Below are 26,403 nucleotides of genomic sequence, written 5' to 3' on the forward strand. Positions count from 1 at the left end.
ATCTTCAATCAGTGAAGGTTTTACTATCCATTTCTGTGGAATGAATAATAAGGACCTAACAGCAATCTTGAGCTGTAAGGGTCCTTTTTATAATGCAGATATGTATATAATGAGCCTTTAATTTGATTTCAAACTAAAAAGGATGAGGGAAATTCCGGCGAATAGACAAACCATTCTTGTTAATGAAATTTTATCAGCCAGACCATGTAAGGCTAGTCCAGTTGTAACAATTAAAATACATGGACCTACTAAAGCAAGTAGCGAATTAATATAAAAGGCTTTTTCCAAATCATTGAACTTAAACATGAATGCGGCAGCTGTTATTTCTATACTCCCTGAAATTACTCTTAAAATAATGATGAATAGCAGTGCTCTTTCTATAATGGTAACCACATCCCCTACTCATATTCAATCCTACTATATGCAACGAATGTAAGAATTATTTTGGAACATTGCAACTAGGATAGGGTGTATACATTATAGGAGTACCGGAGTGTTTCAGTTTATAAGGGAATGGTTTTCTAGAAGGTTTATCGACCGCATTCAATAAAAACTCCTGTTGCAATGCCGCCAAGGCGATATTGGTTATTATTTTTGATATACTGTCAAGTAAGCACAAGGAGGATTTAGTACATGAAACAATACTTAGAGTTATGCTCCCATATTCTTGAAAAAGGGACTGTGAAAGAGGATAGAACAGGAACAGGGACAATTAGCGTGTTCGGCTATCAGATGAGATTCGACCTGCAAGAAGGATTCCCTTTGATGACAACAAAAAAAACAGCATTCCGCCTAATTGCCTCAGAATTGTTATGGTTTTTAAAAGGTGACACAACTCTTCGAACGTTAATAAATGACCGAAATCCGATTTGGGATGAGTGGGGTTTCGAAAAATGGGTGGAAAGTTCGGAATACGAAGGTCCGGACATGGCAGATTTCGGCAGGCGCAGTCTTCGAGATGAGGAGTTCGCAAATACATATAAAATGGAAATGGCTGCTTATAAAAAACGTATTCTTGAGGACGATGAATTTGCAGCGAAATATGGAGATCTGGGACCGATATACGGAAAGCAATGGAGGTCTTGGAATGCGGGAGAAGGCGTCATCGACCAGATTGAACAGTTGATTGATGGGATAAAACGAAATCCGGATTCTCGCAGACATATTGTCACTGCCTGGAATCCATCCGAAGTGAATGATATGGCTTTGCCGCCATGCCATGCATTATTCCAATTTTACGTAGCGGATGGTAAGCTTTCCTGCCAACTCTATCAAAGAAGTGCAGATGTATTCCTTGGTGTGCCTTTCAATATTGCTTCATATGCATTGCTTGTTCATTTGATTGCGCATGAATGTAATTTGGAAGTCGGAGAATTTGTCCATACGCTTGGTGATGCGCATCTTTATTTGAATCATCTGGAGCAAGTAAAAGAACAATTATCAAGAACTCCAAAAAAATTGCCTACATTGAAATTGAATACGGAAGACAAATCGATATTTGAATTGACATATGAAGACATTTCGGTTGAAGGATATGATCCTGATCCGAAAATCAAAGCTCCAATTGCGGTATAAACCAAAAGCAAAGGGCGCCTGCCTAGAAGCGATAGGCACAAGGCGAAGATGCGGCGTGGCGTCTATTGCCACAGAGCAGCTTTGACTTATGACCCCGAGCTTCTGGCGCCCGGAGTATAGACGTAACGAAGAAGGAGGATGGTGAAATATGATTTCTTTACTTGTGGCATATGATCTAAACCGGGTGATCGGCATTGATAATAAAATGCCGTGGCATATCCCGGAAGAGCTGAAATACTTTAAAAAAGTAACGATGGGCAAGGCCATGGTTATGGGAAGAAAAACGTTTGAATCAATTGGACGGCCGTTACCTGGCCGTTTGAATATTATCGTCACACGCAACAAAGATTATGTAGCCGATGGGGTAGAAGTGTTCCATGACCTCCACAAAGCAATTGAACGAGCGGAAGCGTATTCCGATGAAGTTGTTATTATTGGGGGCGCTGAAATCTTCAAGTTAACGATGGATATTGCTGATCGTTTATACATAACGGTCATCCGCAAAGAGTTTGATGGGGATACGTTTTTCCCTGAAATCGATGATAGCTGGAAACTTGTTTCTCAATCGGCCGATCAGTTTACGGAAGATGGGATACCATATTCGTACTTGATATATGATAAGATGCAGAAATAAAGACAAAAAAAGCGTCCTCATACATATAGGAGGACGCAGAAAAACATAGAAGCACTGCCTGCGATGACGAAGATATGCCAAATTGCGTGATTGAAAGGGATCTTCCTCCATGCGTAGAAAATCGAGCCGAAAGTGTAGAGGATTCCGCCGATAACTAATAGTGCGAAGCCTTCTGTCGGCAAATTGACATATAACGGTTTAATGGCAGAAACGATCAACCATCCCATCACAATATAGAAGACGAGTGAAATGGCTTCGTATTTATGGATGAAAAATACTTTAAAAAGTATTCCTGCAATGGCAAGTCCCCAGATGACTCCGAATAGTGACCATCCGAGGGCTCCTTTGATCGTGACTAGAAGAAATGGCGTATATGTGCCTGCGATAAGAATGTAAATCGCGGAATGATCGAAAATGGAAAACAATTGCTTCAGTTTTACAGGCATACTGTGTAGAAGTGTACTCATAAGGAACAAAAGCACCATGGACACTCCAAAAATAGTGAAACTGACTACCGCAGTTGCACTGCCATGTTCTATTCCCGCAATTATGAGCAAGACAAGGGCTGGGATGCTCAACGCAAATCCAATACCGTGTGTGATAGCATTCCAAAGTTCCTCTCTTGAATTTTTATAATCAAAAGCTTCGGACATAATAAAACCTCCTTGCAGTTACAATCCTAACATACTATGACTGCCGCCAATATAATAAAGGAAGTGCTATTCTTGAAAAAAATTCATATCGTTACCGACTCGACAGCGGATTTAATAGAAAACTATATTGACCAATACGATATCCATGTTGTTCCGCTTACAATCCATATTGACGGCAAAACATATACCGATGGAGTCGATTTACAGCCAGAATCATTCATACAAAAGATGAAAGGGAGCAAAGAGCTTCCTAAAAGTTCGCAGCCTGCCGCGGGTGTTTTCAAACAACTGTATGATCACCTCGGTGAAGATGGCAGTGAGATCATCTCTATCCATATGACAGGTGGAATGAGCGGAACTGTGAAATCGGCTGAAGCTGCTGCTGAAATGACCGATTCGAAAGTGACTGTTATTGACTCTATGTTCATTTCACATGCGTTGACGTTTCAAGTCGTGGAAGCTGCCAAAATGGCCAGTGAAGGAAGAAGTGTAGAGGAGATTGTTACGAGACTGGTTGATGTTCGTAAAAACACCACGCTTTTCGTAGTTGTCGATATGTTGGATAATCTCGTTAAAGGTGGACGTATCGGCAAAGGGAAGGCATTGATCGGATCTCTATTGAATATTAAGCCGATTGCAACTTTGCAAGACGGCGTCTATACACCTGTAGGGAAAGCACGAAGCCATAAGCAGGTCGTATCACAACTATTCAAAGCCTTTAAAGAAGAGACGGCAGGCAAAATAATCCGTTCAATCGGCATATCCCATGCTAATGGAATGGCAATGGCTGAGCCGCTTATGCAGCTAATGGAAGAATCAGGTTGGAAAGATGTCAAGTTCTCTTTCACTTCACCAATCATCAGCACACATACCGGCGAAGGCGCTATTGGATTCATGTATTATACCGACTGATCACTCGGCAGGCGGTTCAAATTTCAATAAAAGGGGAACTGTGTTTATGAGAAGAATTTTCTTATTGATCGTCTTCTCATTCGTTTTAACAGGATGCCAGGAAAATGCCATATATGAGACAACATCATTTTCCGAAAGGGAAGGCTTGGCACTATCGGACTATCGAATTCCAGATTATTTTATTCCTGAACCTGTCACTGTCATAGGGCTTGGAGATTCACTTACCCAAGGTGTGGGGGATGAGCTGAAGAGAAGCGGATATTTCGGTCGTGTTGCACTAGCAATGAATGATTGGAAAGGTGTAGAAGAGATCGATTCAATAAACTTGGCCAAACGAGGAAGGCGAAGCGACCAATTGATCGATCAACTGGAAACGGAAGACATCCAGGAGCAAATTAAAAAGGCTGATGTCATCTATATGACAATCGGTGGAAATGACATGATGAAAATCGTCAAGGCGAATCTTTTTAATTTGACCGCAAAGCCGTTTTATGTCGAATTGGGTAAGTTTGAAAATCGGCTCGATGAAATATTTAAGATGATACGCGGATTAAATGGTGATGCAGTCATAGTCGTTGCCGGCTTATATAATCCGTTATCCATCGTCACCGATGAAGCGAATGAATTTGAAACTGTCATCGAAGATTGGAATGAGGCAATTGAAATTCAGGCGATCATGGACGGAAAGGCCTGTTTCGTTCCTGTCGTTGACTTATTTGTTAGCAATGAAAACATGGTATACCACTCCGATTTCTTTCATCCAAATGCGAAAGGATATGAATCGATGGCAAATCGCTTTATTGAAAAGATCAATCAATGCGGTTTGATGGATTTGTCGGATGGAAAATTGGATATGTAGAGGTGACCGTTGGTGAATCTTTGGAAAATAGGTTTTTTCGTCCTTGCTGCAATAATAGCCTCCGCTATTATTGCCTTAGTAATATTTCTAGAAAGTCCGGGAGATTCGGATCCGCTTCCATTAAATCAATATACGCCGAAGGGCAGTGTATTGAGTGTCAAAGCGACGAGAAATGATTTGGAGGCGCTCGCGAATAATTATATCCGTAAGGCGATGAAGGGAGATGCACTTCCTGTCACAATGCTAATCAAGGAAGACGTCAGACTCAATTCTGAGTTGACTGCATTTGGGATGACATTTCCCCTCATGATGCACTTTGATCCGGTTGTTCTGAGTGATGGAAACTTAATGCTGAAACAGACTTCCATGGAAATCGGCGAATTGGAACTTCCTCCATCGGCCGTTTTAAGTGTATTGCGCGATTCGTTCAAGTTGCCTCCATGGATGATCGTCAGACCTAAAGAGGAAGAAATATTCATCCACTTATCGGAACTGGAAATCGCAGGGAATTTACAAGTTCGGGCTAAATCGGTCGATCTTGTGAATGATAATATTGAACTTGAAGTGACAATACCCAATGATTGAGGAGTGATAGTATTGGCAATTCAAAAAGCGACGTTCGCCGGAGGTTGTTTTTGGTGCATGGTAAAGCCTTTCGATCGGTATAAGGGTGTCTTATCTGTCATCTCCGGATATACGGGTGGAGATGTTGAAAACCCTTCATATGAACTCGTCTGCACAAATTCGACGGGACATCGTGAGGCAGTTCAAATCACCTTTGATGATTCTGTAATTTCATATGAGGAGCTGCTTGCTATCTTTTGGCGTCAGATTGATCCGACAGATGCAGGGGGGCAGTTTTTCGATCGAGGGGAATCATATCAAACAGCGATTTTCACCCACTCACCTGAACAAGAAGAGCTAGCCATGAAATCGAAACAGGAGCTTGCGTCTTCCGGTAAGTTCGACAAGCCGATCAAAACTGAAATTTTAAAAGCAAAACCATTTTATCCTGCGGAAGAAGGACACCAGAACTATTATGCGAAAAACCCTGCTCACTACAAACGGTACTCTATCGGATCGGGACGGGAGCAATTCAAAACTGAACATTGGGGTGATCAATCATGAAGGAAGATCTTAAAATGAAACTGACCGATATGCAATACTATGTGACACAGGAAAATGGAACGGAACCGCCATTCAATAATGAATTCGACAGTCATTATGAAGAGGGAATCTACGTAGATATCGTTTCGGGAAAACCGCTTTTTAGCTCCAAAGATAAATATGATGCAGGATGTGGTTGGCCGAGCTTCACTAAACCGATTGAGACCGAGGAAGTGACAGAGCACTTCGATACAACCCATGGAATGCGTAGGACGGAAGTACGGAGCAGAACAGCGGATTCCCATTTAGGACATGTTTTCCCTGATGGTCCCGGGCCTGCTGGTCTACGTTATTGCATCAATTCGGCAGCTTTACGATTTATACCTGCAGATAAGCTTGAAGAAGAAGGTTATGGCAACTATTCCCGTTTATTTACTGACTGATAGGAGGTTTAAGATGGATCGTTCTTTTTATCAATTTGTCTTATCATTCCGAGGCGGGAATAAAGACGATGAAAAATCCGCTTTTGCAGAAGCGGTGTTCAATGACCATAGTTTCCCTAAAGATGAAAAAGGCTTTGATCCGCTTTCCCGTTACTTGGAGGAAAAAGCAGATCCCGAAATGCCAAGCATTGTTTTCGATGAATTGTATACATTGTATAAAGAGCGGTTCCAGTAGGGCCGGAGCATCATCTTCATTGCATAAAATGAGGATTAACTGTATGATTAGAAAAGAAATTTGAAAGTGAGGCGTGTACATTGAGCATACATATTAATGCAAAAAAAGGCGATATTGCAGATACGATTCTCCTTCCGGGAGACCCATTGCGTGCGAAATATATCGCAGAGACATTCTTGGAAGATGTGAAGCAGTATAACGAAGTGAGGAATATGTTCGGATATACAGGAACATACAAAGGAAAGCGGATCTCTGTACAAGGTACAGGTATGGGTGTTCCGTCAATTTCGATTTACATCAATGAGTTAATGCAAGAATATGATGTACAGAAATTGATTCGCGTGGGTACTTGTGGAGCGATTCAAAAAGACGTGCACGTACGCGACGTTATTTTAGCGCAAAGTGCGACAACGAATTCGCCGATTAACCGGACGTTTTTCAACGGTGTCGACTATGCACCGACAGCAGATTTCGATTTATTGCTGAAGGCTTACAATGCAGGTTTGGAAAAGGGTCTGAAGTTGAAAGTTGGTAACATCTTCACAGAAGACTTCTTCTACAATGAGCATGCAGAGCATGAAAAGCTTGCGCAATACGGTGTGTTAGCTGTCGAAATGGAAGCTGCCGCCCTCTACACATTGGCTGCAAAATTCGGAAGACAGGCATTAGCAGTATTGACGGTAAGCGACCATATCCTTACTGGTGAAGTCACAACTGCTGAAGAACGCCAAACGACATTCAATGACATGATTGTTGTTGCACTTGAAGCTGCAATTCAATAATATTGCAACGGAGGACCGCTCGCTGCATCAACGGCGGTCTTTTTTTGAATGAACCGTTAAATCGGGAAGGAAAGTGGGGAATGGGATGGACGAAAAAGAGAAAAATGGCGGCAATGAAGCTGAAACAAACTATGAACCGCCGGCAAAACGTTATATACGAATGAAACCGTTCTCGTTAGTCATGCTCATATTCGGTCTCGTTCTTGCGACGGCCGCGGTGACTTTTTTTGCGTTGACGACAGGTGAGGATAAGGTCGTTGAAGTAGTCAGTCCTCAAAACCCGACGGCAGAGCGTAAGGAATTCAAAAAGCTATATGAAGCTTATGATGAAATGAAAAAAACCTATTATAACGAAATTGATGAATCGGTAGTTATCGATGGGGCAATTAATGGGATGATTGAAGCACTTGGTGATCCTTTTTCGGACTATTTGAATGAAAAGGAAGCACGTCAATTAACTGAAAGTATTTCTTCAAGCTTTGAAGGAATCGGTGCGGAAATTCAAGAGTTAAACGGGTATATTAATGTCGTTTCTCCTATAAAGAATTCGCCTGCGGAACGCGCTGGCCTTTTACCGAATGATATGATCATCGCAGTAGACGGCAAAAGCATTCAAGGCATGTCCTCATCAGAAGCTGTCCTTCTAATTAGAGGGAAAAAAGGGACAACGGTCACCCTTTCCGTCCGACGGGGTGAAATTGGAGAACCATTTGACGTGAAAATCGAAAGAGACGTCATTCCGATTGAAACTGTATACGCTGAAATGCTTGATAACAACATTGCTCATATTCATATTACAAGCTTTTCTGAACATACGTATGACGAATTATTGGCGGCCTTGGCTGAAATGGAAGACAAAGGAATGGAAGGCCTTATAGTGGATGTCCGTCAAAATCCAGGCGGCATGCTGAACACGGCAATCGATATTTCTGACCTATTCGTTGAAAAGGATAAAAACCTCTTCCAATATGAAGGCAAAGGAAATAATCCCGAAGTATATGTTGCCTCTGATGGTAAGAAAGTAGACGTTCCTGTGACACTGATCATCGATGACGGAAGCGCCTCTGCATCTGAAATTTTGGCTGGCGCATTAAAAGAATCTGCAAACGTACCTCTCATCGGCATTAAGACATATGGGAAAGGAACTGTCCAGACACCAAAGGATTTGCCTGACGGCTCCAACTTGAAATTGACGACAGCTAAATGGTTAACGCCTAATGGCAACTGGATACACGAAAAAGGAATTGAGCCAGACATCGAAGTTCCGTACCCATCTTACGCCATGCTTCCATTCCTTGATCCGTCAATGGAAATGAAAGAGGGAATGGTATCACCTGCAATCAAGACGGCAGAGGAAATGCTTAGCGCTGTTGGATATGATCCTGGAGAAATCGATGGACTGTTCGATCAAACGACGGAGACAGCTGTTACAGAGCTCCAAAAAGCATTATCCTTGAAAGAGGATGGCATTCTTGTTGGTGATACGACTTATGGATTGATGAATGAATTGAGAAATAAAATCCATGATGAAGATCCACAGTTGCTAAAAGCAAAAGAAGTTCTATTGGAACAGATCAAAAAATGATTGAAAAGCGTCCACTCCTCCGCGGTTGGGCGCTTTTCATATATAAAAGAGGGGTACAGATGATTGATGTATATTTGTTAAGCGGTTTTTTAGGCAGTGGGAAAACTTCATTATTAGTAAACTTGATTTCCCAACTGAAAGAACAAGGAAAGAAGCCAGCGATTTTCATGAATGAATTCGGCTCTATTTCAGTCGACTCTGATACAGTCGGCAAGGAAAAAGACATTCCTTTGAAAGAACTCTTAAATGGATGCATTTGTTGTACCGGTTCTGAAAAGACAGAGGCACAGCTGCAAGGACTGTTGGAAGAGAATAATGACATAGATGTCATATTGATTGAGACGACTGGTGCGGCCCATCCTGTTGAAGCTTTAGACTCGGTTTACTCGCCTTTATTCGCTGAAAGGCTTCAAATCAGAGGGATAGTAACTGTAGCAGACGCAAAAAGATGGCTGGAAAGGGATAAGATGTCACCGCAGGTACGATCATTATTCATGGAACAAATCCGCCATGCGCATGTTCTCTTGGCGAATAAAATGGATTTATTGACAGAATCGGAATTGGCAACCGTTTCGATGGAACTATCTAATTTCAATAATTCAGCGCCCATTATTCAAACTACTAATGCGGATATCTCTTTCTCCTTCATTGAAAAAGTGTTAAGTAACGCTCAAAATATGACAGGTACATCCATCGTTTCAGGCAGGAATCTACCTTTATCATCCAAGTTAATCACCTTTGATAAGCCTGTTGATAAAGATGAATTTGAAGAGTGGGTCAAATCATTACCAGATACGGTATACCGCATGAAAGGCTACGTACCGGTAAGAGGAATACCAAACCCTTTCCTTTTCCAATATGCATACGGAATGGTCAATTGGCTTCCGGAGTATGTGAAAATGGAACCGAAACTTGTAATCATCGGTGAAGGAATCAATGAGATAGAGTATAAGGAATACTAGTGATGGCGTGACTGTCAACCCCGTATTAAATGAAATAATAGTAGAATCAGCCAAAACCATCCAATTCACTTGTTGTAGAACCGCCTTTGTCATCGTGTTCAGATATTAATTGGTCCCTTTGGAAATTCATTCCGATTCTCCACTTCTCCCATGCGTTATGATAGTTTGCGAAGGGAGGAGTTATAAGATGAAAAAATCGATGGCAGTCATCTTGCTCGGTTCGGCGTTCTTATTGTCGAACACAAATAATGCTGAAGCTTCTTACAGCAATAACGACTTGAAAGTGCAAAACGTTCAGTACTATGTATATGAAGGGAACTATTCTGCGTACAATTCAAAAGAGGTTACTCAATATATAAATACGTACTTGAATGGACTTGAAAAGTATTTTGGTAAAAACATAGAGGTTTCTCTACAACAAGCTGAAATTCCGGTTATGCAACCGTCCGAAGAAAAACCTATGGAGCAGGCTAAACCGGCAGAACAACCGAAACCTGCAGAACAACCAAAACCTGCAGAACAACCAAAACCGGTTCAACAGCCTCAACCGATTGAACAAGCAAAACCTGTAGAAAAGGCAGAGCCTGTTGTGGAGGAAAAACCGGTTGAAAACTCTGTGCAAAATGAAAACATCTCCGCTATTGAAAAAGCGGTACTTGATTTGACCAACGTCGAAAGACAAAAGGCCGGATTGCAGCCTTTGCAAATCGATAAGAATTTAATGAACTCTGCTCGTCAAAAATCAACAGATATGTCGAGAAATAATTACTTCTCACATACGAGCCCGACATATGGCTCTCCTTTTGATCAAATGAAAGCGAACGGCGTTACATACCGTTCTGCTGCTGAAAACATCGCAATGGGTCAGCGTTCTGCTGAAGAAGTTGTGAAAGCTTGGATGGAGTCCCCGGGTCACAGACAAAACATTATGACACCGAACTTCACTCATATCGGCATTGGTTACGATGCAAACGGGAACTATTGGACACAACAGTTCATCCAAAAATAATTGCAATTGAAGAGTCATCCTTTGTGCCGCCATGGTACAGAGGGTGACTTTTTTTGATGCAATTCAGGTGATTCCCATATATGAGCCATTACAAAACGTTTAAAACATTTTTGCTGGGCACATACTTTTCCAAGAGGTGAATATCATGGATGACGTAAAATCGAATGACAGTTTGATTTTATATATACAAAACCTTTTCCATGATTCCGCAGATCTTATTGTGCGGAAAATCACTTGGAAAGATGGAGATGGGATTATCTGTTTTTTCTCTACAATGACGGAAAGCAGCGAAGTGAATAAGCAGATTGAGATTCTTCGACTTCGTTCAATTGCTGAACTTCCAAATTGGGCGGGAACCGCAACCTCGAGTGTAGAAGCATTTTCAGTACCGAAATTGGTCAATAGTGTTACCAATGGATTTGTTGCAATTTTTTTCCCTGCAACGAATCTGTTAATGACCATTACAATCCCCTCATTTGAAGTACGTTCAACGACCGAGCCGACTAATGAATTCGTCATTCGCGGTCCCCATGAAGGTTTCGTGGAAAGCATCGACAAAAACATTTCGCTTATCCGGAAGCATCTACCCATTCCAGATTTAGTTAGGAAGGATATACTGATTGGAACAGATACGAATACGAAAGTTACGTATGTGTACATCGAGTCCATCGCTGATAAAGATGTCGTAAACGAAGTTAAAACACGACTTAAAAATATTGATCGTTCCAAAATATACAGCATTGGACAAATCGAGGATTATTTGGAGGATTCGGTTTGGTCTCCTTTCCCCCAGTTTTTGAACACAGAAAGACCGGATCGTGCCGTGGCGAATTTATTGGAAGGGAAAATTGTCATTTTCACGGACCAGTCTCCTTCAGCACTCATTGCACCGGTCACTTTTTTTTCGTTTTATGAGTCACCGGACGATTTTAATGGACGTGTCATCGTCGGATCATTCTTTCGGATGCTTCGATTATTCAGTTTCCTGATCGCCGTTTTCCTGCCCGCATTTTACATTGCTGTCGTCGGCTTCCATTCGGAAATCTTGCCATTCGACCTAAGTAGAAAAGTGAAATTAGCTGTGGAATTTATCCCATATCGTCCAATAATTGAAGCACTAATTGTGGAACTTTTCATAGAAATCATCCGGGAAGCGACAATCCGGCTACCAGCGCCGATTGGTCCAACAATCGGGATAGTCGGTGGTCTCGTAATCGGAGACGCAATTGTCAATGCGGGTCTCGTGTCGAATTTAATGGTGGTTGTCGTGGCAATGACTGCAATTTCAAGCTTTGTCGTGCCGAGCGTCGAAATGAACACGACAATACGGATAATCCGGTTTCCATTCATGCTTGCTGCCACATTTTTTGGTTTTTTCGGCATCGCTATTTTAGCACTCATCTTGTTTATCCATTTACTGAATAGATCTTCACTGAACCAACCCTATCTATCACCGGTTGTCCCATTTGACCCTTCCCGTTTTAAAAATATTTTCTTCAGGCTTCCTTATTATAAAAATCATAAGCAACAACAAACATTTAAACACGGCGGAGGCAAACGGAAGAAGGGGGATAGAAATTGAACTTCAATATATCTAGAGGTCAGTTTTTTCTTCTTCTTTTTATAGTCCAGTCAGGATCATCATTTTTCTCCTTCCCGTCTCCTTTTATCAATGAAGCAGGGAGGGATGCATGGCTTATCTTCCTCGTTGCAGGGGCGTTCCACTATGTGATGTTGCTCTTCTTTGAACGAAATTACAGACATTTTAAGATTGGTCAAATTGTCGGATGGTTGTATAAAGGTTATTGGCTATTTGTATCCATCGTATATCTTGCCTATATCGATTATACATTAGCGGTATGGGGGTTCCCGAAAACACCACAATTCATTGTTATCGCAGTTCTAGTCAGTGTATCTCTGTATGCTAATTTAAGCAGGGCGGAAACGGTAATAAACTTGTCTGTCTTGTTGATTCCACTAATATTATTATTTTTAGTATTCCTACAGTTCGCTTGGAAAGATTTAGTGTGGACGAATCTTTTTCCGGTAGGTGAGTCGACGAGTGCGGAATGGACGAAAGGACTACTCAAAGCACAGCTCGCTTTCATAGGTATTGAACTGTATTTGTTTTTCAGAAAGCATGTTGACGAGAAACAGAAAATAAAAGGTCGACCGTTATTTGTCTATCAACTGGTGTGGTTCTTATTCTTTTTCTTCTCTGTCGTCATAGTACTCTTATATTTCACGCCCCAGGGATTGGAAAGGATTCCCGAACCGCTATTATTTCTATTAAAAGCACAGGAAGTAACTTTTGTTGAGCGCCTCGATTTGTTTTTTTTATACATTTGGACGGTATGGACCATTGTCACCGTAACGATAATCTCCTTTGCTGCAATGTATGTTCACCGGCTTCATAGTACTAAGCATGACAAAAGGGATACAATCATTTGGCACATACTCCTCGTCTTGTTGCCTTTGCTCTTTTTGTCCAAACAATCTATGGAGCAACTGAATCATTTGATCATTTATGTGTATCTTGTTTTTGGCTTACTCGTTCCGGTCACCGTTATAATTACGAATCGGAGGAAGCGAAAATGAAGAAAATCGTACTCGTTTCTATCGCCTGTTCACTTCTACTAGCTGGTTGTTGGGATGAACGACTATACAAGGATATTACGATCGTCCCGCTAATCGGCTATGATGGAGAACCCGGAAAATGGTCGGGATACTTCACATATGGTGTAGTTGCTAATCCTGATAGCTTTAGCTTTTCGACTGTTGAAGGAAGCGGCGTTTCCATAGAGGAAGCTCGACTCGATGCAAATCGGAAGACGAGTGAAACACTTGATCCTTCGCAAGTTCTAGTCGTACTTCTCTCTACAAAAGCAGTAAAGACGGATCTCTTGGAGACTTTCGATATCGCTTATAGAATGCCGCGTACCCGGTTAAGCAGTCGCTTTGTTGTAGTGGAAGGGGATTTAGCACCTTTTATGGAAAAGACAGAAAAAATGGGTAAAGAGGTCCCCGACTACTATGATGAAACTTTAAACACTGCTATATTTGCTTCTATTATTCCTGACGAAGATATCCAGTTAGCTGCCAGATTGCTATTAGACGAAGGGATTGACCTTCAATTACCGTACGTGAAAATGTCGGAAACGACAGGCACACCTGAGGTGGCGGGAGTCGTATTGTTCAGTGACAAAGTTTTTTCGGGTCACACGTTAGATACAAAGGAGTCAACCATCATTCAAATTCTTAAAAAGAAACCTGGGGACGAAACGATGTTCACATACGAGTGGGAAAAAGAAGGTAAAAAGTATCCGGTTACCGTGGGACTAGTCAAGTACAATAAGAAATGGAACATAAAGGATAGCAAGATCAATGCTGCCTATAAAATGAAAGTTCAGGTTAATGAATTTGCTAATAATCATTTAGATGAAGAGAAGAAAAGGAAAGAGTTGGAGGGGTTTCTCTCTAAAGAACTGACGAATGATTTTAATGAAGTGATCAAGAAATTACAGGAAGCGAAAAGTGACCCTGTCGGCTTTGGTAGAACAGTACGTGCGTTCCATCCTCACTTATGGAAAAAAGGGAAATGGCAAGATACATTTTCTGAACTCGACATCAATGTAAAAGTCGAGGTTGAAATTACGAGAACCGGGATATTAAATTAAATTAACTTAAATTAAAACCCGCGAGCTAGTTTTTAGCATCGCGGGTTTATTATTACCTGAATTTCCTTTTCTGAATATGGAGCAGTCGGAGTGTCAACGCGATTGCTCCGACCGTCAGACCTGCAATGAGGCCGACCCAGTAACCGAACGGACCCAATTCGCTATACGTCGCCAAAAGAAAGCCGATGGGCAAACCGAGCACCCAATAAGACATTATTGCCATAATGAATGTCATATTGACGTCTTTATATCCGCGTAATGCACCTTGGACGGGTGCTTGGATCGCATCAGACAACTGAAAGAGCGCTGCATAGATGAGGAACTGAGCAGCCATTCCGATGATTTGTACGTCTGTCGTATAGAGTGAGGCGATTTGTCCCCGGAATATAAGGAGGATGATGATGGCTATGGCACTGAATGCAATGGCAAGACCGACAGCCAGAAAACTGTATTGTTTCGCATCACGGAATTGACCAGCACCGACAGACTGTCCGACTAGAATGGTTGCGCCCATCGAAATGCTTAAAGGAATCATATAGAGAAGAGACGAGAAATTCAGGGCGACCTGATGTGCCGAAATAACAATGGTCGAATAGTTACTCATCATCAATGTAACCGCGGAAAATATGCTCGTTTCGACAAATATTGAAATCCCGATTGGCACGCCGATGAATAATATCTCTTTCCACCTTACAAATGAAAGCTTGCCCCATTTATTAAATAGTTGGTAATCGCTGAACGATCTGTGTTTCCAAGCGACACCATAGGCAATGAAAAAAATAAGCCAATAGGTGATCGCTGCTGCATAACCTGCCCCGACACCACCTAATTCGGGAAAGCCCCAGTTTCCATAAATAAGAAGATAGTTCGTGAAAATTGTAAGCGGTGCAGATAAAAGAATGATAGCCATTGAGACGCGTGTTGCGCCGAGTGCATCGAAGAAACAACGTAATACGGTGTATGCGAAAAGCGGAAACAGCCCTAAGCTCATAGCTTCCAAGTAGTCGGCAGCTACAATCCGGACCTCCTCTTCGAGCGGCATTGATTCGAGGATCGGTGAAACTCCATATCGAATGATCATGAAAACGACACTAGCGAGGGCGATTGATACATACAGACCTTGCTGAACAGTAAATTTCACATCTACGTTCCGGCGGGAACCTATTAGCTGGGCGATAATGGGAGTCAATCCCATCAAGATGCCGGCTAGACCGGTATAGACAGGTACCCAAAACGAAGAACCGATTGTTACACCTGCAAGATGGTATGTATCATATCGCCCAGTCATAAGAATGTCGAAGAAGGTAATCATGTACAGGGCAACCTGCGTAATAAGAATTGGCATAACAATTGTAGCCAGTTTTAACGGCTTTTTCTTAAATGGAACGGTAGTTTGCAAGTAAATCATCCTTTAATCCAAAATTACCCCCATTGTACCATGGTTCGTTTGCTATAATGACTATGGAGTTCAATTAGAATGAATTCATATACTTGAGAATAGATGAGGTGAATGGCCATGAAACGGCCTGTCGTATTACTAACCGGGGGCGGCACTGCAGGTCATGTGTCGGTAAATGAAGCACTTATCCCCGTATTCATTGAAAAAGGATATGAAATCCATTATATCGGTTCCCACGATGGCATTGAAAAAGAATTGATAAAAGATGGTCATCGTGAAGTGACCTACCATGCAATCCAAAGCGGCAAGTTAAGACGTTACTTTTCCATGAAGAATTTCTCCGATCCATTCAGGGTAGGAGCCGGGGTTTTACAGGCATATTCGATATTGCGAAAAGTGCAGCCGGAAATCATTTTTTCGAAAGGCGGATTTGTTTCCGTACCTGTCGTTTTAGCTGCAAAGCTTGCAAAGATCCCCGTTGTCGTCCATGAATCGGACGTTACTCCGGGACTTGCAAACAAGCTCGCTCTACCGTTTTCAAAACATATATTTACGGTCTTCGAGCAGACGCTTGACTATATACCTGCCGGAAAAGCAACTTGTGCAGGTGCTGTCATCAGACCTGAAATATTCCAAGGAGACAGGAAAGAAGGACTGCGGATTGCGGGTTTGACAGGAGAGAAACCGATATTTATCGTCATGGGAGGCAGCCAAGGATCAGCATTGCTCAATAACGCCGTGCGAAGTGAATTGGATGCTGTGCTGGAACATTTTGAAATCATCCATCTATGCGGTAAAGGGAATATTGATGAGTCTTTGGAACAGATGAAGGGCTATACCCAGTTTGAATATGTGACCGAGGGGTTGCCGCATTTATTGGCGGCATCCGATTATGCAGTATCACGTGCAGGGTCGAACGCTATATTTGAATTGTTGTCCGTCTTAAAACCGATGCTGCTCATTCCTTTATCCGCTTCACAAAGCAGGGGAGATCAGTTATTGAATGCCTCCCTGTTCGAATCTCTAGGTATTGCAAAAGTGATCCAAGAAGAAGAGTTGGGTGAAAACTCCATGGCTGAGCTTTTCACATCACTAAGGGAAGATAGGGAGAATCTTGTATCCAATATGAGAAATGTTTCGCACACGAAATCTCCGGAAACAATGGTGGATTTAATCCTCTCATACAAAAATTAGCTGGAATAGAATTCGGCAGTTGTAAAAAGAAAAAAGAGAGTTGCAAATAAATGAAAAGGAATCTATTTTGGTTGAATGCCAATATGTCAATAAAATAGAACTAATCCCTTCCCGTTCTATTATTTGCGTGGTAATATGGATACGGATAAAAAATAGAAACACAACATGCCAAAAGGCAAAATGTGGAGGTCATTTTACATGTCGAACAATGTTGGTACCCAACGTTCCCCTTATTCGGTATTTGCTGGTCCGAACCTTGGGTATGTAATGGAAATGTATGATCAATTTAAAGCGTCACCCGAATCGGTGGATCCCGAACTTGCTGAAATGTTCAGAAGCTACGGTGCGCCTTCTATAGAGGGTGCAGATCAAAATACAGCAATGTCAGCTGTGCCAGAAAGTAATTTTGGAAAAGTTCTGGCCGCCTACACGCTAATCGACGCTATCCGCACATACGGGCATCTTGCCTCGGATATATATCCGCTGAACGATAGACCTAAAGATGCAACGCGACTGGAACTTTCGTTTTATGGTTTATCCGAGAGCGATTTACAGTCGATGCCAACCTCCTTGTTTGTGAAAAATCCGCCCGCCCATGTAGAAAGCGGACTGGATGCAGTAAACTATCTGAAATCATTATACACTGGGAAGATTGCTTATGAATTCTCTCATGTGATTGATGAAGAAGAGCGAACTTGGATCCAATCGAAAATCGAAAACGGAGAAATCTCCGTGCAGCTTTCTGAGGATGATAAAAAGGCTTTACTTGAACGGCTTACAAAGGTCGAAGGCTTTGAAAAATTCATTCACCGCACATTTGTCGGGGCAAAGCGTTTTTCCATTGAAGGACTTGACTCTCTAGTCGTCCTCATTGATGAGTTGGTTCGCCGTTCCGAGGCTGACAGAGTGAAGAAGATACTGATTGGCATGGCACACCGGGGACGTTTGAATGTATTGACCCATATTTTGAATAAACCTTATGAAATGATGTTCGCTGAATTTGCCGGCGTCCCATCCGAGCCATTTCTACCTGAAGATGGAACGCTAGCGACAACACATGGCTGGTTCGGTGATGTTAAATACCATATGGGAGCTCTATACAAAGCTCCTTCAGGAACGGAACGTTTCTTGGCTTACAACCCTTCCCACTTGGAAGTCGTTAATCCGATAGTAGCAGGTCAGACTCGAGCCGCACAGGAAACGACATCTCATGAAGGACTGCCTGAGCAAGATATGAAAGCGGCATACGCGATCATGATTCATGGTGATGCAGCATTCCCAGGTCAAGGTATTGTTCCTGAAACGTTCAACTATAGCCGCGTCCGCGGTTATAAGACTGGCGGTTCAATTCACATCATCGCCAATAATACGATCGGTTTCACAACTGAATATTACGATTCGAGATCAACCCATTATTCATCTGATCCTGCAAAAGGTTTCGAAGTTCCGGTACTGCATGTCAATGCTGACAGTCCGGAAGATGTTATGGCTGTTGCGGCGTTTGCATTCGAATATCGTCAGAAGTTCGGCAAGGATATTTTAATAGACTTGATCGGATATCGCCGTTACGGGCATAACGAAATGGATGAACCATTAGTGACGAACCCGATGATGTACCATTCAATCCATAAGCACCCGACTGTACGCCAAATATACGGTTCGAAACTAGTTGAAGCAAACATCTTGAAAGATGATGATGTTGAAAAGTTGGATGCTGACATTTTTGCGATGATGCAAGCTGCATACGACAAGGTGAAAGAGGATTCCTCCAAAGCGAAAGAAAGGTCCAATGCGACGCCTGAAGCTGTCATGGCAGGATACCCTAGGGATCTTGAAACCGGTGTAGACCATGACAGATTGCAGCGGATGAACGAAGAGTTGCTATCCTACCCGGATGACTTCACTGTGTTCAGCAAGCTGGATCGGATCTTGAAGCGTCGTGAAGAACCTTTCAAAGGAAAAGGAAAAGTCGACTGGGCACATGCCGAACAACTGGCATTCGGTTCCATACTACAAGACGGCAAGCCAATCCGTATTACGGGGCAAGACGTCCAACGGGGCACTTTCGCGCATCGACACCTTGTGCTGCACGACGAAAAGACAGGAGAAGAATTTGTACCACTTCATCATATTAGCGACTCAAAAGCTTCATTTGTCGCTTACAATAGCCCGTTGACTGAGTTTGCCGTTGTCGGTTATGAATTCGGTTATAACTTGGAGAAAGACCAAGCGTTGTCGATTTGGGAAGCCCAATATGGCGACTTTGCAAATATGGCACAAGTAATGTTTGACCAATTCATTTCCTCCAGTCATTCAAAATGGGGACAGCAGTCCGGCATGGTCATTCTTCTGCCGCATGCATACGAAGGTCAAGGACCGGAACACTCTAGCGCACGTCTCGAAAGATATTTGCAGCTAAGTGCAGAAAACAACTGGACGGTTGCAAACATTTCAAGCGCAGCGAATTATTTCCACGTCTTGCGCAGACAGGCAATGATGCTTGGAACTGAAGTGGAGCGTCCTCTTGTCATCGTATCACCGAAATCACTTCTTCGTCATCCGCTCGTCGGTGCCGAAGTGAGCGATCTCGCAGAAGGACATTTCCAAACTGTTCTTGAACAGCCTGGAACAGGCCAAAATCCTGAAAAAGTGAAGAAGATCCTATTCGCAAGCGGTAAAATGGCAATCGATCTTGCAGAGAAAGTTAAGGACGGAGAAGGCTTCGACCACTTGCATATCGTACGCGTGGAACAGCTTTATCCATTCCCATCCGAAAAAATTGCGGAAATCACTGCGCGCTATCCAAAAGTGAAGGAACTTGTCTGGGTCCAAGAAGAGCCTAAAAACATGGGATCTTGGTCATTTGCTTTGGAATACATGCTGGAAATCGCGGGAGATAAGAAATCAGTTTCCTACGTAGGCCGTATTCATCGCGCGAGCCCTTCAGAAGGCAATGGGGAAGCGCACAAAGCAGAGCAACAACGCATCATCGAAGAAGCTTTGAAAAAATAATTTCACATTAATTAAAGATATTTGTTGCAACCGTTGAAACGGTAGAACAGAGGAGGAATTTATTGTGGCTGAAATCAAAGTACCTGAGCTTGCAGAATCGATTACTGAAGGAACGATTGCAAAGTGGTTGAAACAACCCGGTGAAAGTGTTGACAAAGGCGAGTTCATCGTAGAATTGGAAACGGATAAAGTAAACGTGGAAGTCATCTCCGAAGAAGCCGGAGTCATCCAAGAACTTCTTGCTGCAGAAGGTGACACAGTTGAAGTCGGTCAAGTCATCGCAGTCGTAGGCGAAGGTTCCGGAGCTCCAGCGGCACAACCATCTGCTCCTGCTCCTAAAGCTGAAGAGGCTCCTGCAGCAGCACCGGCACCACAGGAGGCGGCAGCTGCGCAAACAACTGAACAGTCTTCTTCCGATCGTACAATCGCAAGTCCGGCAGCTCGAAAGCTTGCACGTGAAAAGGGCATCAATCTTGCTGATGTATCACCAGTAGATCCAATGGGCCGTGTTCGAGCGCAAGACGTTTCAGCACATGGTACAGCACCTAAAGCTCCTGCTGCACCTGCAGCTCCTACTAAAGTTGCTGCAACACCTGCACAAGATGGCCGTGAAACGCGAGAAAAAATGACGCGTCGCCGCCAAACGATTGCGAAACGTCTATTGGAAGTCAGACAATCAACTGCAATGCTTACAACATTCAATGAAATCGACATGACTGCAGTTATGGAACTCCGTTCACGTAAAAAAGACGATTTCTATGACAAGAATGATGTGCGTCTTGGTTTCATGTCTTTCTTTACAAAAGCGGTTGTCGCTGCTCTTAAAAAGTACCCATACGTCAACTCGGAAATCGATGGCGACGAAATCATCTTGAAACACTATTACGATGTAGGAATCGCAGTTTCAACTGAAGGCGGATTGGTTGTTCCAATCGTCCGTGATGCTGATCGTAAGAATTTTGCTGAAATTGAATCTACAATCGGAGAGCTTGCTGGAAAAGCGAGAGACAATAAATTGACGATTGCAGATATGTCAGGCGGATCATTCACAATCACAAACGGCGGTGTATTCGGATCTTTGTTCTCAACACCGATACTAAACGGTACTCAAGTGGGTATCCTAGGAATGCACACAATTCAAAAACGTCCTGTAGCTGTTGGCGATAATGTGGAGATTCGTCCGATGATGTACATTGCATTGTCTTATGATCACCGTGTCATCGATGGAAAAGACTCTGTCGGATTCTTGAAAATGGTCAAAGAATTGATTGAGAACCCAGAAGATCTCCTTCTTGGATCTTGATTTCTACCTAACTAAAAAGCCCGAGTTTCTCGGGCTTTTTCAAATTACTGAAATTGGATGGTGAACAAAATGTCTTTCAAAGAGTGGACGACTGCCCCGACACTGCGTAAAGTAATCTGTAAGCATGCGGATGCGGAAAAGTATGTCGTTAACGATTGTTTAACACCCGGGAAAGAATATGATGTGAAAAACGAAACAGACGAATTCATTTTCATCGTGGATAATACCGGGAAAGTCGGCGGCTATTATAAAACGTATTTCGAATGAATCTTTGCCCATGCCGATCGTTTAGGCATCGGGCATTTTTTAGGAGGATGAGCGATTCATGGATTCTTTTATCGCAAATGAAAGAGCAAATCGGCATGAGAGAAAGTATGAAAATCAATATACCGCTCTAATACAGGAGGGCGGCTATATTTCCCCAATCCCTGATTTATGGGAAGATATCCTGATCGGAGTGATATTGAAGAAACCCGTTCTTTTGAAAGGCCCCTCAGGCTCAGGAAAAACGAAGCTTGCACAGAGCATCTCTCATTTTTTCAACCAGCCGATGCATAGCGTGAATTGCTCTGTCGATTTGGACGCGGAATCTCTTTTAGGTTTCAAGACGATCAATGCAAGCAGTGGGCAATCAATCATCGAATTTGTTGAGGGCCCTGTCGTTCAGGCGATGAAAGAGGGGCATATCCTCTATATAGATGAAATTAATATGGCGAAACCGGAAACCCTCCCCATTTTACATAGTGTACTTGACCATAGGCGAATGCTTACAAATCCTTTTACAAGTGAAGTTATACATGCACATCCTGATTTTACGGTAATTGCAGCTATAAACGAAGGATACGTCGGAACATCACCGATGAATGAAGCGCTGAAAAACCGATTCATTTCATTTTCGATTCCTTATTTGTCCGGTGAACAATTACGGGAGATCATTCAAAATCTTTTCCCTCAAGCAGATGCGAATTTAGTCGATACGATGATGAACATCAATGAAGATCTGAGAAAGCAAGTGGTGAACGGTTTATTGTCTGAGGAAGCCGCTTCTGTCAGAAGTTTATTGGATGCAATATCGTTAGCAGAGCACATGCCGGTAAGTCGCGCCATCCGGTACGCGATTGCTGAGAAACTGGAAGACAAGATGGACAGGGATCTTGTCATGGAATTAATGGAAACATGGGTGAAGTGAGGCGTAAACCATGGTCAAATTAAATCGGTTCATACAATTCAATGATGAAACGATCGATGCAAACTTACTGCTTCTTTACGAACGGTTAGGGAGGGCGCTTGCGGATGCGGAATTCCTGGAATTGACAGAGCGTAAACTGTTCGAATTCCAGCCGAAGGAAGGCACCATTTCAATTAGTGTGTTTTGGAGGCATCGTTCCGAAGAAGTGACGCATGCCGGCCGGTTATCAGACGTGTATTTATTGACAGCTGGTTATTGGAAGCATTTTTCCGTACCGGATTGGATCCGGTTCAGAAATAAGTACAAAAGCCACGTTTTGCGGAAGTTTGCTGAAGAGCTGATGCTTATGTTGGAGGAATTCAGACTGATTGATGTGGTCGAAAAGGAAAGGCCTGGTACAGCAAAGGCATTTTCAATCAGACGGCAACTTATGCTAAACTTTCACAGGGATCGGCTCCTATCCAACACTAGTAAAGCGTTTATTGCTGATGCATTATTGAATCAGCTGTACATCACATTACATGAAGGTTTGTTGACTGAAACACAAGTGGATTGGAATTTGCCGATCAGCCAAATCATGATGATTGCTGCATATACGACCGATGCGAAATCAACTGAAGAAGTGGCCGAACTGGCAGAGCGTATCATCTTCATAGTCGAGGAGATCATCGAAAATGACCTTATTCATCAATATTATGCTGTCGGAGACGCCATCACGGAAGAGACAGCCGTATTTCATTATCACGAAGGAATGACGGATGCAGAACAAGGGGAACCGAAACCGAAGGAAACGATTGAGGAAATTTTCCGTACATGGCATCGTGAAAGTGAAAGTGAATCGGGTGTTCATCTCGAATACGAGCTGGAGCATGGCCGAGCGGGCAGGGGGGACGGTGAAAATACGACTGAAGGCAATGAACATGCCGATGTCCAAGAAACAGGAACTGGACAATCAGAGGGAAATGAGAGCAGCAAATGGTCCGATGAAGAACGGAGCGGTTCAGGGAAGAAGTCAATGAGGAAAACGGCAGGTCATGACTTCGGCAAGGAAAACGTCAATGTCGTATACGAAGAGCAGGCAGTTCAAGCAGTGCGCAATGATGCGAATATGGCTAAGCTACTGAGATGGCGCGAAGAACAAAAACCTTTCGTCCGTTCATTTGCAGAGGAAATGAGAAAGAGGATTGAGTTGAAAACGGATGCAAAAAGGAACCGGTTGATGAAGGGCAGGCTGTCTACAAAATTGACGACATTGCTAGTGGATGAACGTCCACGTCCATTTTACCGGAAAAACATCCCTTCGCAAAAGTTGGATGCGGTTTTCGGGTTGCTTGTAGATGGTTCCGCATCCATGATGGATAAACTCGATGAGACAAAGAAAGCCGTTTTACTATTCCATGATGTGTTAAGGGAGCTATCTGTCCAACATGAAATATCCTCTTATTACGAAGATGCCAATTATGCTTCCAAGGATATACAACCGAATGTTTTTGGGATGATGCACACATTTGACGATCAGAGGAAAGATGACGGGTTGACCATTCTTTCATTCGATACGAATGAAGATAATCGAGACGGTTTTGCGATTAGATGGATGACGCGCAGGTTGCTTGGCAGACCAGAGAAGCATAAATTCTTACTGGTCTTTTCGGATGGTGAGCCGTCTGCATTTGGTTATGATCGGAATGGTATTCTGGATACGAGGGAATCGGTGTTGGAGGCCGAGAAGAAGGGTGTCTCTGTCATCCATTTGTTTTTATCGTCAGAGGAACCGACAGATGATCAACGTGCACTATTTTCGATGATGTTCGGAAATAAATCCGCAGCATCGCAATCCGTTGAACATTTTACGGATCAGACATTGAGAATTTTAAGGAAGCTGTTGGTAATTGCAGTGGGATGAAAGAAGGAAAAAAACCGCCAAGAGGGCGGTTTTTTTGAATGTTATAGTGGTCGATTTGGGGATTGGGTTTTTTCGTGCACGGCTAGGAGGCGTTGTTTCAATTCTTCTTCCATACGGGCAATTTCCACTTCCGCCTGCTTTCGCTTCGCACGTCCATCGGCTTGGATGACAAGCGTTTCTTCGATTGTTTGGATCAGGTTTTCCTGCGTTTTCTTCAATGTGTCGATCTCAATGATGCCACGTTCATTTTCTTTTGCAGTTTCGATGGAGTTCACTTTTAGCATTTCAGAGTTCTTCAATAGAAGGTCATTCGTTGTTTTTGTCACTAGACGTTGGGATTCTACGGCTTTCCGCTGTCTATTCAATGTTAACGCGATAGCGATCTGGTTCTTCCATAACGGAATGGAAGTCATGATGGAAGACTGGATCTTCTCGGCAAGCGTCTGATTCGTCTGTTGAATCATCCTGATTTGCGGAGCGCTTTGAATCGTAATCTGTCTCGAAAGCTGAAGATCGTACAGTCGTTTTTCCAACCTATCTAGGAATTGTCCCATGTCGTTCACTTCTTGGAACGCCATTTGATCATTCGAAAGTTCCGCTTGCCTTTGCATTTCAGGAATAATGACGTTTGCAATTTCGTCTCGTTTCAGTTCTGCCGCAGCAATATAGACATTCAATGCTTGGAAGTATGTCTTGTTTTGTTCGTATAAGCTGTCTAGCATTTGGACATCTTCAAGCAGGCCGCGCTTGGAATGCTCAAGCTGGACACCGATGCGGTCGATTTGTGTGCTAAGCTTCTGGTATTTCGTCATCATCTCTTGGATAGACCTTTTCGCTTTTCCGAAAAGTCGGCTGAGGCCGGTTTTTTTCTTCTCGGAGAGATCTTCAGGATCAATTTCCGATAGCTTGCTCATTAAATCTCCTAGCACATCACCTACGGGGCCGATATCTTTACTTTGTACGTGGTCTAGCATTTTATGGGAGAAACGTGATAGTTCATTTTGTGCATTTGCGCCATAAGTGATGATCGCTTCATAATTACCTACAGGAATTTGTTCGGCTAGTTGTCTCGCTTTTTCCTGCTCTTCGGGTGATAGCCGATCCATCAGTTTTACAGCCACTTGGCCTTTCGTTTGCTCCGTCTGCATTTCTTTCGGCAAAAGTGGCTCATTCATATTAAACGGATTGTCCAAAAGGTCATCCATTGTTTTTACCTCGGAATTCGTCACGTTATTTTCTGTCATTACGCATTTCTCCTTTCATCTCGAGCAACGGTTTATTATTTTTCATCGTCACATCCACATAGTCCAGTTCAAGTTGCAACTGTTCTATATCTGTTGCCAAGGCGCCTCGAAGATCCTGCTCCAATTGTTTGTTCACTTCTGTAAGTGTTTCCCTTGTATGTTGGAGGGCAACCCTGATTTCCTGGTCGTTCAATGGTTGATTGACCAGAATTGCATATTTGGAAGTCAACTCGACAGCTGAATCGAGATGCGAATAGAAAAATTTCTCAACATGATAGAATTTTTTAGGGTTTTTGCGTACTATGGTAAGAATCCTTTTTGCCAAGTTATTCATCTCATATACTTGTTTAAATGCCTGGACAGAGCGGACCTGACCATATAACCCGTTCAATTTATTTATTTTTGATTTAGCTTCAGAAATCTGTGTTTTAATATGCTTATATTCCGATCTTGACATGCCGAGCTCCTTGACATTCGACGAAAGTTGTATTTGTTTGATCGTGAAATTACCACCTAAGTATATTGCAATCATCAGACCGGTTGCGGCAACTGGATTCATGCCTGCAGCAAGGATCATCGTTAACCAAGAGCCGAAGCTGATTGGCGCCGCAATTAAATGCCGTTGGAAAAACTGCTTAACTTCTTGCATCGTCTACAGGCCTCCTTATATTCTCTATCCTTTACTACGTTTAAAACGACCAAAAGTTTCATCCCCTTAGTCCAATT

The 26,403-nt window shown here is 42.8% G+C and carries 26 protein-coding genes; 21 read left to right on the plus strand and 5 right to left on the minus strand.

Features of this window, described 5'->3' with window-relative positions; all coding sequences use genetic code 11:
* Window positions 1-117: 117 nt before the first annotated feature.
* Window positions 118-393, minus strand: coding sequence for a YqhV family protein (locus M3152_RS07450; RefSeq protein ID WP_251694532.1), 276 nt, complete (start codon window positions 391-393; stop codon window positions 118-120).
* Window positions 394-633: 240 nt separating this feature from the next.
* Here M3152_RS07450 and M3152_RS07455 point away from each other — a divergent pair, with 240 nt between their 5' ends.
* On the plus strand, window positions 634-1,575 hold the full coding sequence (locus M3152_RS07455) for a thymidylate synthase (protein WP_251694533.1): 942 nt from the start codon (window positions 634-636) through the stop codon (window positions 1,573-1,575).
* A 148-nt stretch (window positions 1,576-1,723) separates the two neighbouring features.
* The gene (locus tag M3152_RS07460) at window positions 1,724-2,209 is read left to right on the plus strand and encodes a dihydrofolate reductase (RefSeq protein ID WP_251694534.1); all 486 of its coding nucleotides are present in this window, start codon (window positions 1,724-1,726) and stop codon (window positions 2,207-2,209) included.
* A gap of 17 nt (window positions 2,210-2,226) precedes the next feature.
* Here M3152_RS07460 and trhA read toward each other — a convergent pair whose 3' ends face one another.
* On the minus strand, window positions 2,227-2,862 hold the full coding sequence (gene trhA / locus M3152_RS07465; protein WP_251694535.1) for a PAQR family membrane homeostasis protein TrhA: 636 nt from the start codon (window positions 2,860-2,862) through the stop codon (window positions 2,227-2,229).
* 72 nt (window positions 2,863-2,934) lie between these two features.
* Here trhA and M3152_RS07470 point away from each other — a divergent pair, with 72 nt between their 5' ends.
* From M3152_RS07470 to M3152_RS07530, 13 genes are all read left to right on the plus strand, one after another.
* Entirely contained in the window at window positions 2,935-3,774 is an 840-nt protein-coding gene (locus tag M3152_RS07470; RefSeq protein WP_251694536.1) for a DegV family protein, read from the plus strand.
* A gap of 46 nt (window positions 3,775-3,820) precedes the next feature.
* Window positions 3,821-4,633: a GDSL-type esterase/lipase family protein gene (locus M3152_RS07475; protein ID WP_251694537.1), complete on the plus strand. Its 813-nt coding sequence runs from the start codon at window positions 3,821-3,823 to the stop codon at window positions 4,631-4,633.
* 12 nt (window positions 4,634-4,645) lie between these two features.
* Window positions 4,646-5,218 carry a YpmS family protein gene (locus M3152_RS07480; protein WP_251694538.1) on the plus strand — a complete coding sequence of 191 codons (573 nt, stop codon included), beginning with the start codon at window positions 4,646-4,648 and terminating at the stop codon, window positions 5,216-5,218.
* A 12-nt stretch (window positions 5,219-5,230) separates the two neighbouring features.
* Entirely contained in the window at window positions 5,231-5,761 is a 531-nt protein-coding gene (msrA, locus tag M3152_RS07485) for a peptide-methionine (S)-S-oxide reductase MsrA (protein ID WP_251694539.1), read from the plus strand.
* The gene (gene msrB, locus M3152_RS07490) at window positions 5,758-6,183 is read left to right on the plus strand and encodes a peptide-methionine (R)-S-oxide reductase MsrB (RefSeq protein ID WP_251694540.1); all 426 of its coding nucleotides are present in this window, start codon (window positions 5,758-5,760) and stop codon (window positions 6,181-6,183) included. The genes msrA and msrB overlap by 4 nt, the downstream gene beginning before the upstream one ends.
* Window positions 6,184-6,196: 13 nt before the next feature.
* Window positions 6,197-6,418: a YozE family protein gene (locus M3152_RS07495; protein WP_251694541.1), complete on the plus strand. Its 222-nt coding sequence runs from the start codon at window positions 6,197-6,199 to the stop codon at window positions 6,416-6,418.
* A gap of 80 nt (window positions 6,419-6,498) precedes the next feature.
* Window positions 6,499-7,200: a purine-nucleoside phosphorylase gene (gene deoD / locus M3152_RS07500; protein WP_251694542.1), complete on the plus strand. Its 702-nt coding sequence runs from the start codon at window positions 6,499-6,501 to the stop codon at window positions 7,198-7,200.
* Between the two features lie 85 nt (window positions 7,201-7,285).
* Entirely contained in the window at window positions 7,286-8,785 is a 1,500-nt protein-coding gene (locus M3152_RS07505; RefSeq protein WP_251694543.1) for a S41 family peptidase, read from the plus strand.
* Window positions 8,786-8,844: 59 nt separating this feature from the next.
* Window positions 8,845-9,747, plus strand: coding sequence for a CobW family GTP-binding protein (locus M3152_RS07510; protein ID WP_251694544.1), 903 nt, complete (start codon window positions 8,845-8,847; stop codon window positions 9,745-9,747).
* Between the two features lie 187 nt (window positions 9,748-9,934).
* Window positions 9,935-10,756 carry a CAP domain-containing protein gene (locus M3152_RS07515; protein WP_251694545.1) on the plus strand — a complete coding sequence of 274 codons (822 nt, stop codon included), beginning with the start codon at window positions 9,935-9,937 and terminating at the stop codon, window positions 10,754-10,756.
* Between the two features lie 145 nt (window positions 10,757-10,901).
* Window positions 10,902-12,338 carry a spore germination protein gene (locus tag M3152_RS07520; protein WP_251694546.1) on the plus strand — a complete coding sequence of 479 codons (1,437 nt, stop codon included), beginning with the start codon at window positions 10,902-10,904 and terminating at the stop codon, window positions 12,336-12,338.
* Window positions 12,335-13,354, plus strand: a complete 1,020-nt coding sequence (locus M3152_RS07525; RefSeq protein ID WP_251694547.1) for a GerAB/ArcD/ProY family transporter — start codon at window positions 12,335-12,337, stop codon at window positions 13,352-13,354. Before M3152_RS07520 ends, M3152_RS07525 begins: the two co-directional genes overlap by 4 nt.
* Window positions 13,351-14,433: a Ger(x)C family spore germination protein gene (locus M3152_RS07530; RefSeq protein WP_251694548.1), complete on the plus strand. Its 1,083-nt coding sequence runs from the start codon at window positions 13,351-13,353 to the stop codon at window positions 14,431-14,433. The genes M3152_RS07525 and M3152_RS07530 overlap by 4 nt, the downstream gene beginning before the upstream one ends.
* 52 nt (window positions 14,434-14,485) lie before the next feature.
* Here M3152_RS07530 and M3152_RS07535 read toward each other — a convergent pair whose 3' ends face one another.
* Window positions 14,486-15,832, minus strand: a complete 1,347-nt coding sequence (locus M3152_RS07535) for an MATE family efflux transporter (RefSeq protein WP_435371930.1) — start codon at window positions 15,830-15,832, stop codon at window positions 14,486-14,488.
* A 117-nt stretch (window positions 15,833-15,949) separates the two neighbouring features.
* Between M3152_RS07535 and M3152_RS07540 the strand changes: the two genes are divergently transcribed.
* From M3152_RS07540 to M3152_RS07565, 6 genes are all read left to right on the plus strand, one after another.
* Window positions 15,950-17,026, plus strand: coding sequence for an undecaprenyldiphospho-muramoylpentapeptide beta-N-acetylglucosaminyltransferase (locus M3152_RS07540; RefSeq protein ID WP_251694549.1), 1,077 nt, complete (start codon window positions 15,950-15,952; stop codon window positions 17,024-17,026).
* Window positions 17,027-17,224: 198 nt separating this feature from the next.
* Window positions 17,225-20,038, plus strand: coding sequence for a 2-oxoglutarate dehydrogenase E1 component (locus tag M3152_RS07545; protein WP_251694550.1), 2,814 nt, complete (start codon window positions 17,225-17,227; stop codon window positions 20,036-20,038).
* A 64-nt stretch (window positions 20,039-20,102) separates the two neighbouring features.
* Complete coding sequence (gene odhB, locus M3152_RS07550; protein ID WP_251694551.1) at window positions 20,103-21,341, plus strand: 2-oxoglutarate dehydrogenase complex dihydrolipoyllysine-residue succinyltransferase; 1,239 nt, start codon at window positions 20,103-20,105, stop codon at window positions 21,339-21,341.
* A 69-nt stretch (window positions 21,342-21,410) separates the two neighbouring features.
* Window positions 21,411-21,608 (plus strand): DUF6501 family protein, encoded by a 198-nt coding sequence (locus M3152_RS07555; protein ID WP_251694552.1) that lies wholly within the window; start codon window positions 21,411-21,413, stop codon window positions 21,606-21,608.
* 58 nt (window positions 21,609-21,666) lie between these two features.
* On the plus strand, window positions 21,667-22,530 hold the full coding sequence (locus M3152_RS07560) for an AAA family ATPase (RefSeq protein ID WP_251694553.1): 864 nt from the start codon (window positions 21,667-21,669) through the stop codon (window positions 22,528-22,530).
* Window positions 22,531-22,540: 10 nt separating this feature from the next.
* Window positions 22,541-24,433: a vWA domain-containing protein gene (locus tag M3152_RS07565; RefSeq protein WP_251694554.1), complete on the plus strand. Its 1,893-nt coding sequence runs from the start codon at window positions 22,541-22,543 to the stop codon at window positions 24,431-24,433.
* Window positions 24,434-24,474: 41 nt separating this feature from the next.
* Here the strand turns inward: M3152_RS07565 and M3152_RS07570 are convergent, their stop codons facing one another.
* Together M3152_RS07570 and M3152_RS07575 are read right to left on the minus strand one after the other, a co-directional pair.
* A complete protein-coding gene (locus M3152_RS07570) occupies window positions 24,475-25,677 on the minus strand; it encodes a toxic anion resistance protein (RefSeq protein ID WP_251694555.1) in 1,203 nt (400 codons plus the stop codon).
* Window positions 25,664-26,326: a 5-bromo-4-chloroindolyl phosphate hydrolysis family protein gene (locus M3152_RS07575; RefSeq protein WP_251694556.1), complete on the minus strand. Its 663-nt coding sequence runs from the start codon at window positions 26,324-26,326 to the stop codon at window positions 25,664-25,666. Before M3152_RS07575 ends, M3152_RS07570 begins: the two co-directional genes overlap by 14 nt.
* Window positions 26,327-26,403 lie beyond the last annotated feature (77 nt).

The organism is Sporosarcina luteola, from assembly GCF_023715245.1.
GTDB classification, from domain to species: Bacteria; Bacillota; Bacilli; order Bacillales_A; family Planococcaceae; genus Sporosarcina; species Sporosarcina luteola_C.

What these genes read in the sequence shown, in the direction of transcription:
- M3152_RS07455 (WP_251694533.1), top strand. Translation starts at nt 634, where the DNA reads ATGAAACAATACTTAGAGTTATGCTCCCATATTCTTGAAAAAGGGACT.
- M3152_RS07460 (WP_251694534.1), top strand. Translation starts at nt 1,724, where the DNA reads ATGATTTCTTTACTTGTGGCATATGATCTAAACCGGGTGATCGGCATT.
- trhA (WP_251694535.1), bottom strand. Translation starts at nt 2,862, where the DNA reads ATGTCCGAAGCTTTTGATTATAAAAATTCAAGAGAGGAACTTTGGAAT.
- M3152_RS07475 (WP_251694537.1), top strand. Translation starts at nt 3,821, where the DNA reads ATGAGAAGAATTTTCTTATTGATCGTCTTCTCATTCGTTTTAACAGGA.
- msrB (WP_251694540.1), top strand. Translation starts at nt 5,758, where the DNA reads ATGAAGGAAGATCTTAAAATGAAACTGACCGATATGCAATACTATGTG.
- M3152_RS07495 (WP_251694541.1), top strand. Translation starts at nt 6,197, where the DNA reads ATGGATCGTTCTTTTTATCAATTTGTCTTATCATTCCGAGGCGGGAAT.
- M3152_RS07505 (WP_251694543.1), top strand. Translation starts at nt 7,286, where the DNA reads ATGGACGAAAAAGAGAAAAATGGCGGCAATGAAGCTGAAACAAACTAT.
- M3152_RS07510 (WP_251694544.1), top strand. Translation starts at nt 8,845, where the DNA reads ATGATTGATGTATATTTGTTAAGCGGTTTTTTAGGCAGTGGGAAAACT.
- M3152_RS07515 (WP_251694545.1), top strand. Translation starts at nt 9,935, where the DNA reads ATGAAAAAATCGATGGCAGTCATCTTGCTCGGTTCGGCGTTCTTATTG.
- M3152_RS07520 (WP_251694546.1), top strand. Translation starts at nt 10,902, where the DNA reads ATGGATGACGTAAAATCGAATGACAGTTTGATTTTATATATACAAAAC.
- M3152_RS07530 (WP_251694548.1), top strand. Translation starts at nt 13,351, where the DNA reads ATGAAGAAAATCGTACTCGTTTCTATCGCCTGTTCACTTCTACTAGCT.
- M3152_RS07540 (WP_251694549.1), top strand. Translation starts at nt 15,950, where the DNA reads ATGAAACGGCCTGTCGTATTACTAACCGGGGGCGGCACTGCAGGTCAT.
- M3152_RS07545 (WP_251694550.1), top strand. Translation starts at nt 17,225, where the DNA reads ATGTCGAACAATGTTGGTACCCAACGTTCCCCTTATTCGGTATTTGCT.
- M3152_RS07555 (WP_251694552.1), top strand. Translation starts at nt 21,411, where the DNA reads ATGTCTTTCAAAGAGTGGACGACTGCCCCGACACTGCGTAAAGTAATC.
- M3152_RS07560 (WP_251694553.1), top strand. Translation starts at nt 21,667, where the DNA reads ATGGATTCTTTTATCGCAAATGAAAGAGCAAATCGGCATGAGAGAAAG.
- M3152_RS07565 (WP_251694554.1), top strand. Translation starts at nt 22,541, where the DNA reads ATGGTCAAATTAAATCGGTTCATACAATTCAATGATGAAACGATCGAT.
- M3152_RS07570 (WP_251694555.1), bottom strand. Translation starts at nt 25,677, where the DNA reads ATGACAGAAAATAACGTGACGAATTCCGAGGTAAAAACAATGGATGAC.
- M3152_RS07575 (WP_251694556.1), bottom strand. Translation starts at nt 26,326, where the DNA reads ATGCAAGAAGTTAAGCAGTTTTTCCAACGGCATTTAATTGCGGCGCCA.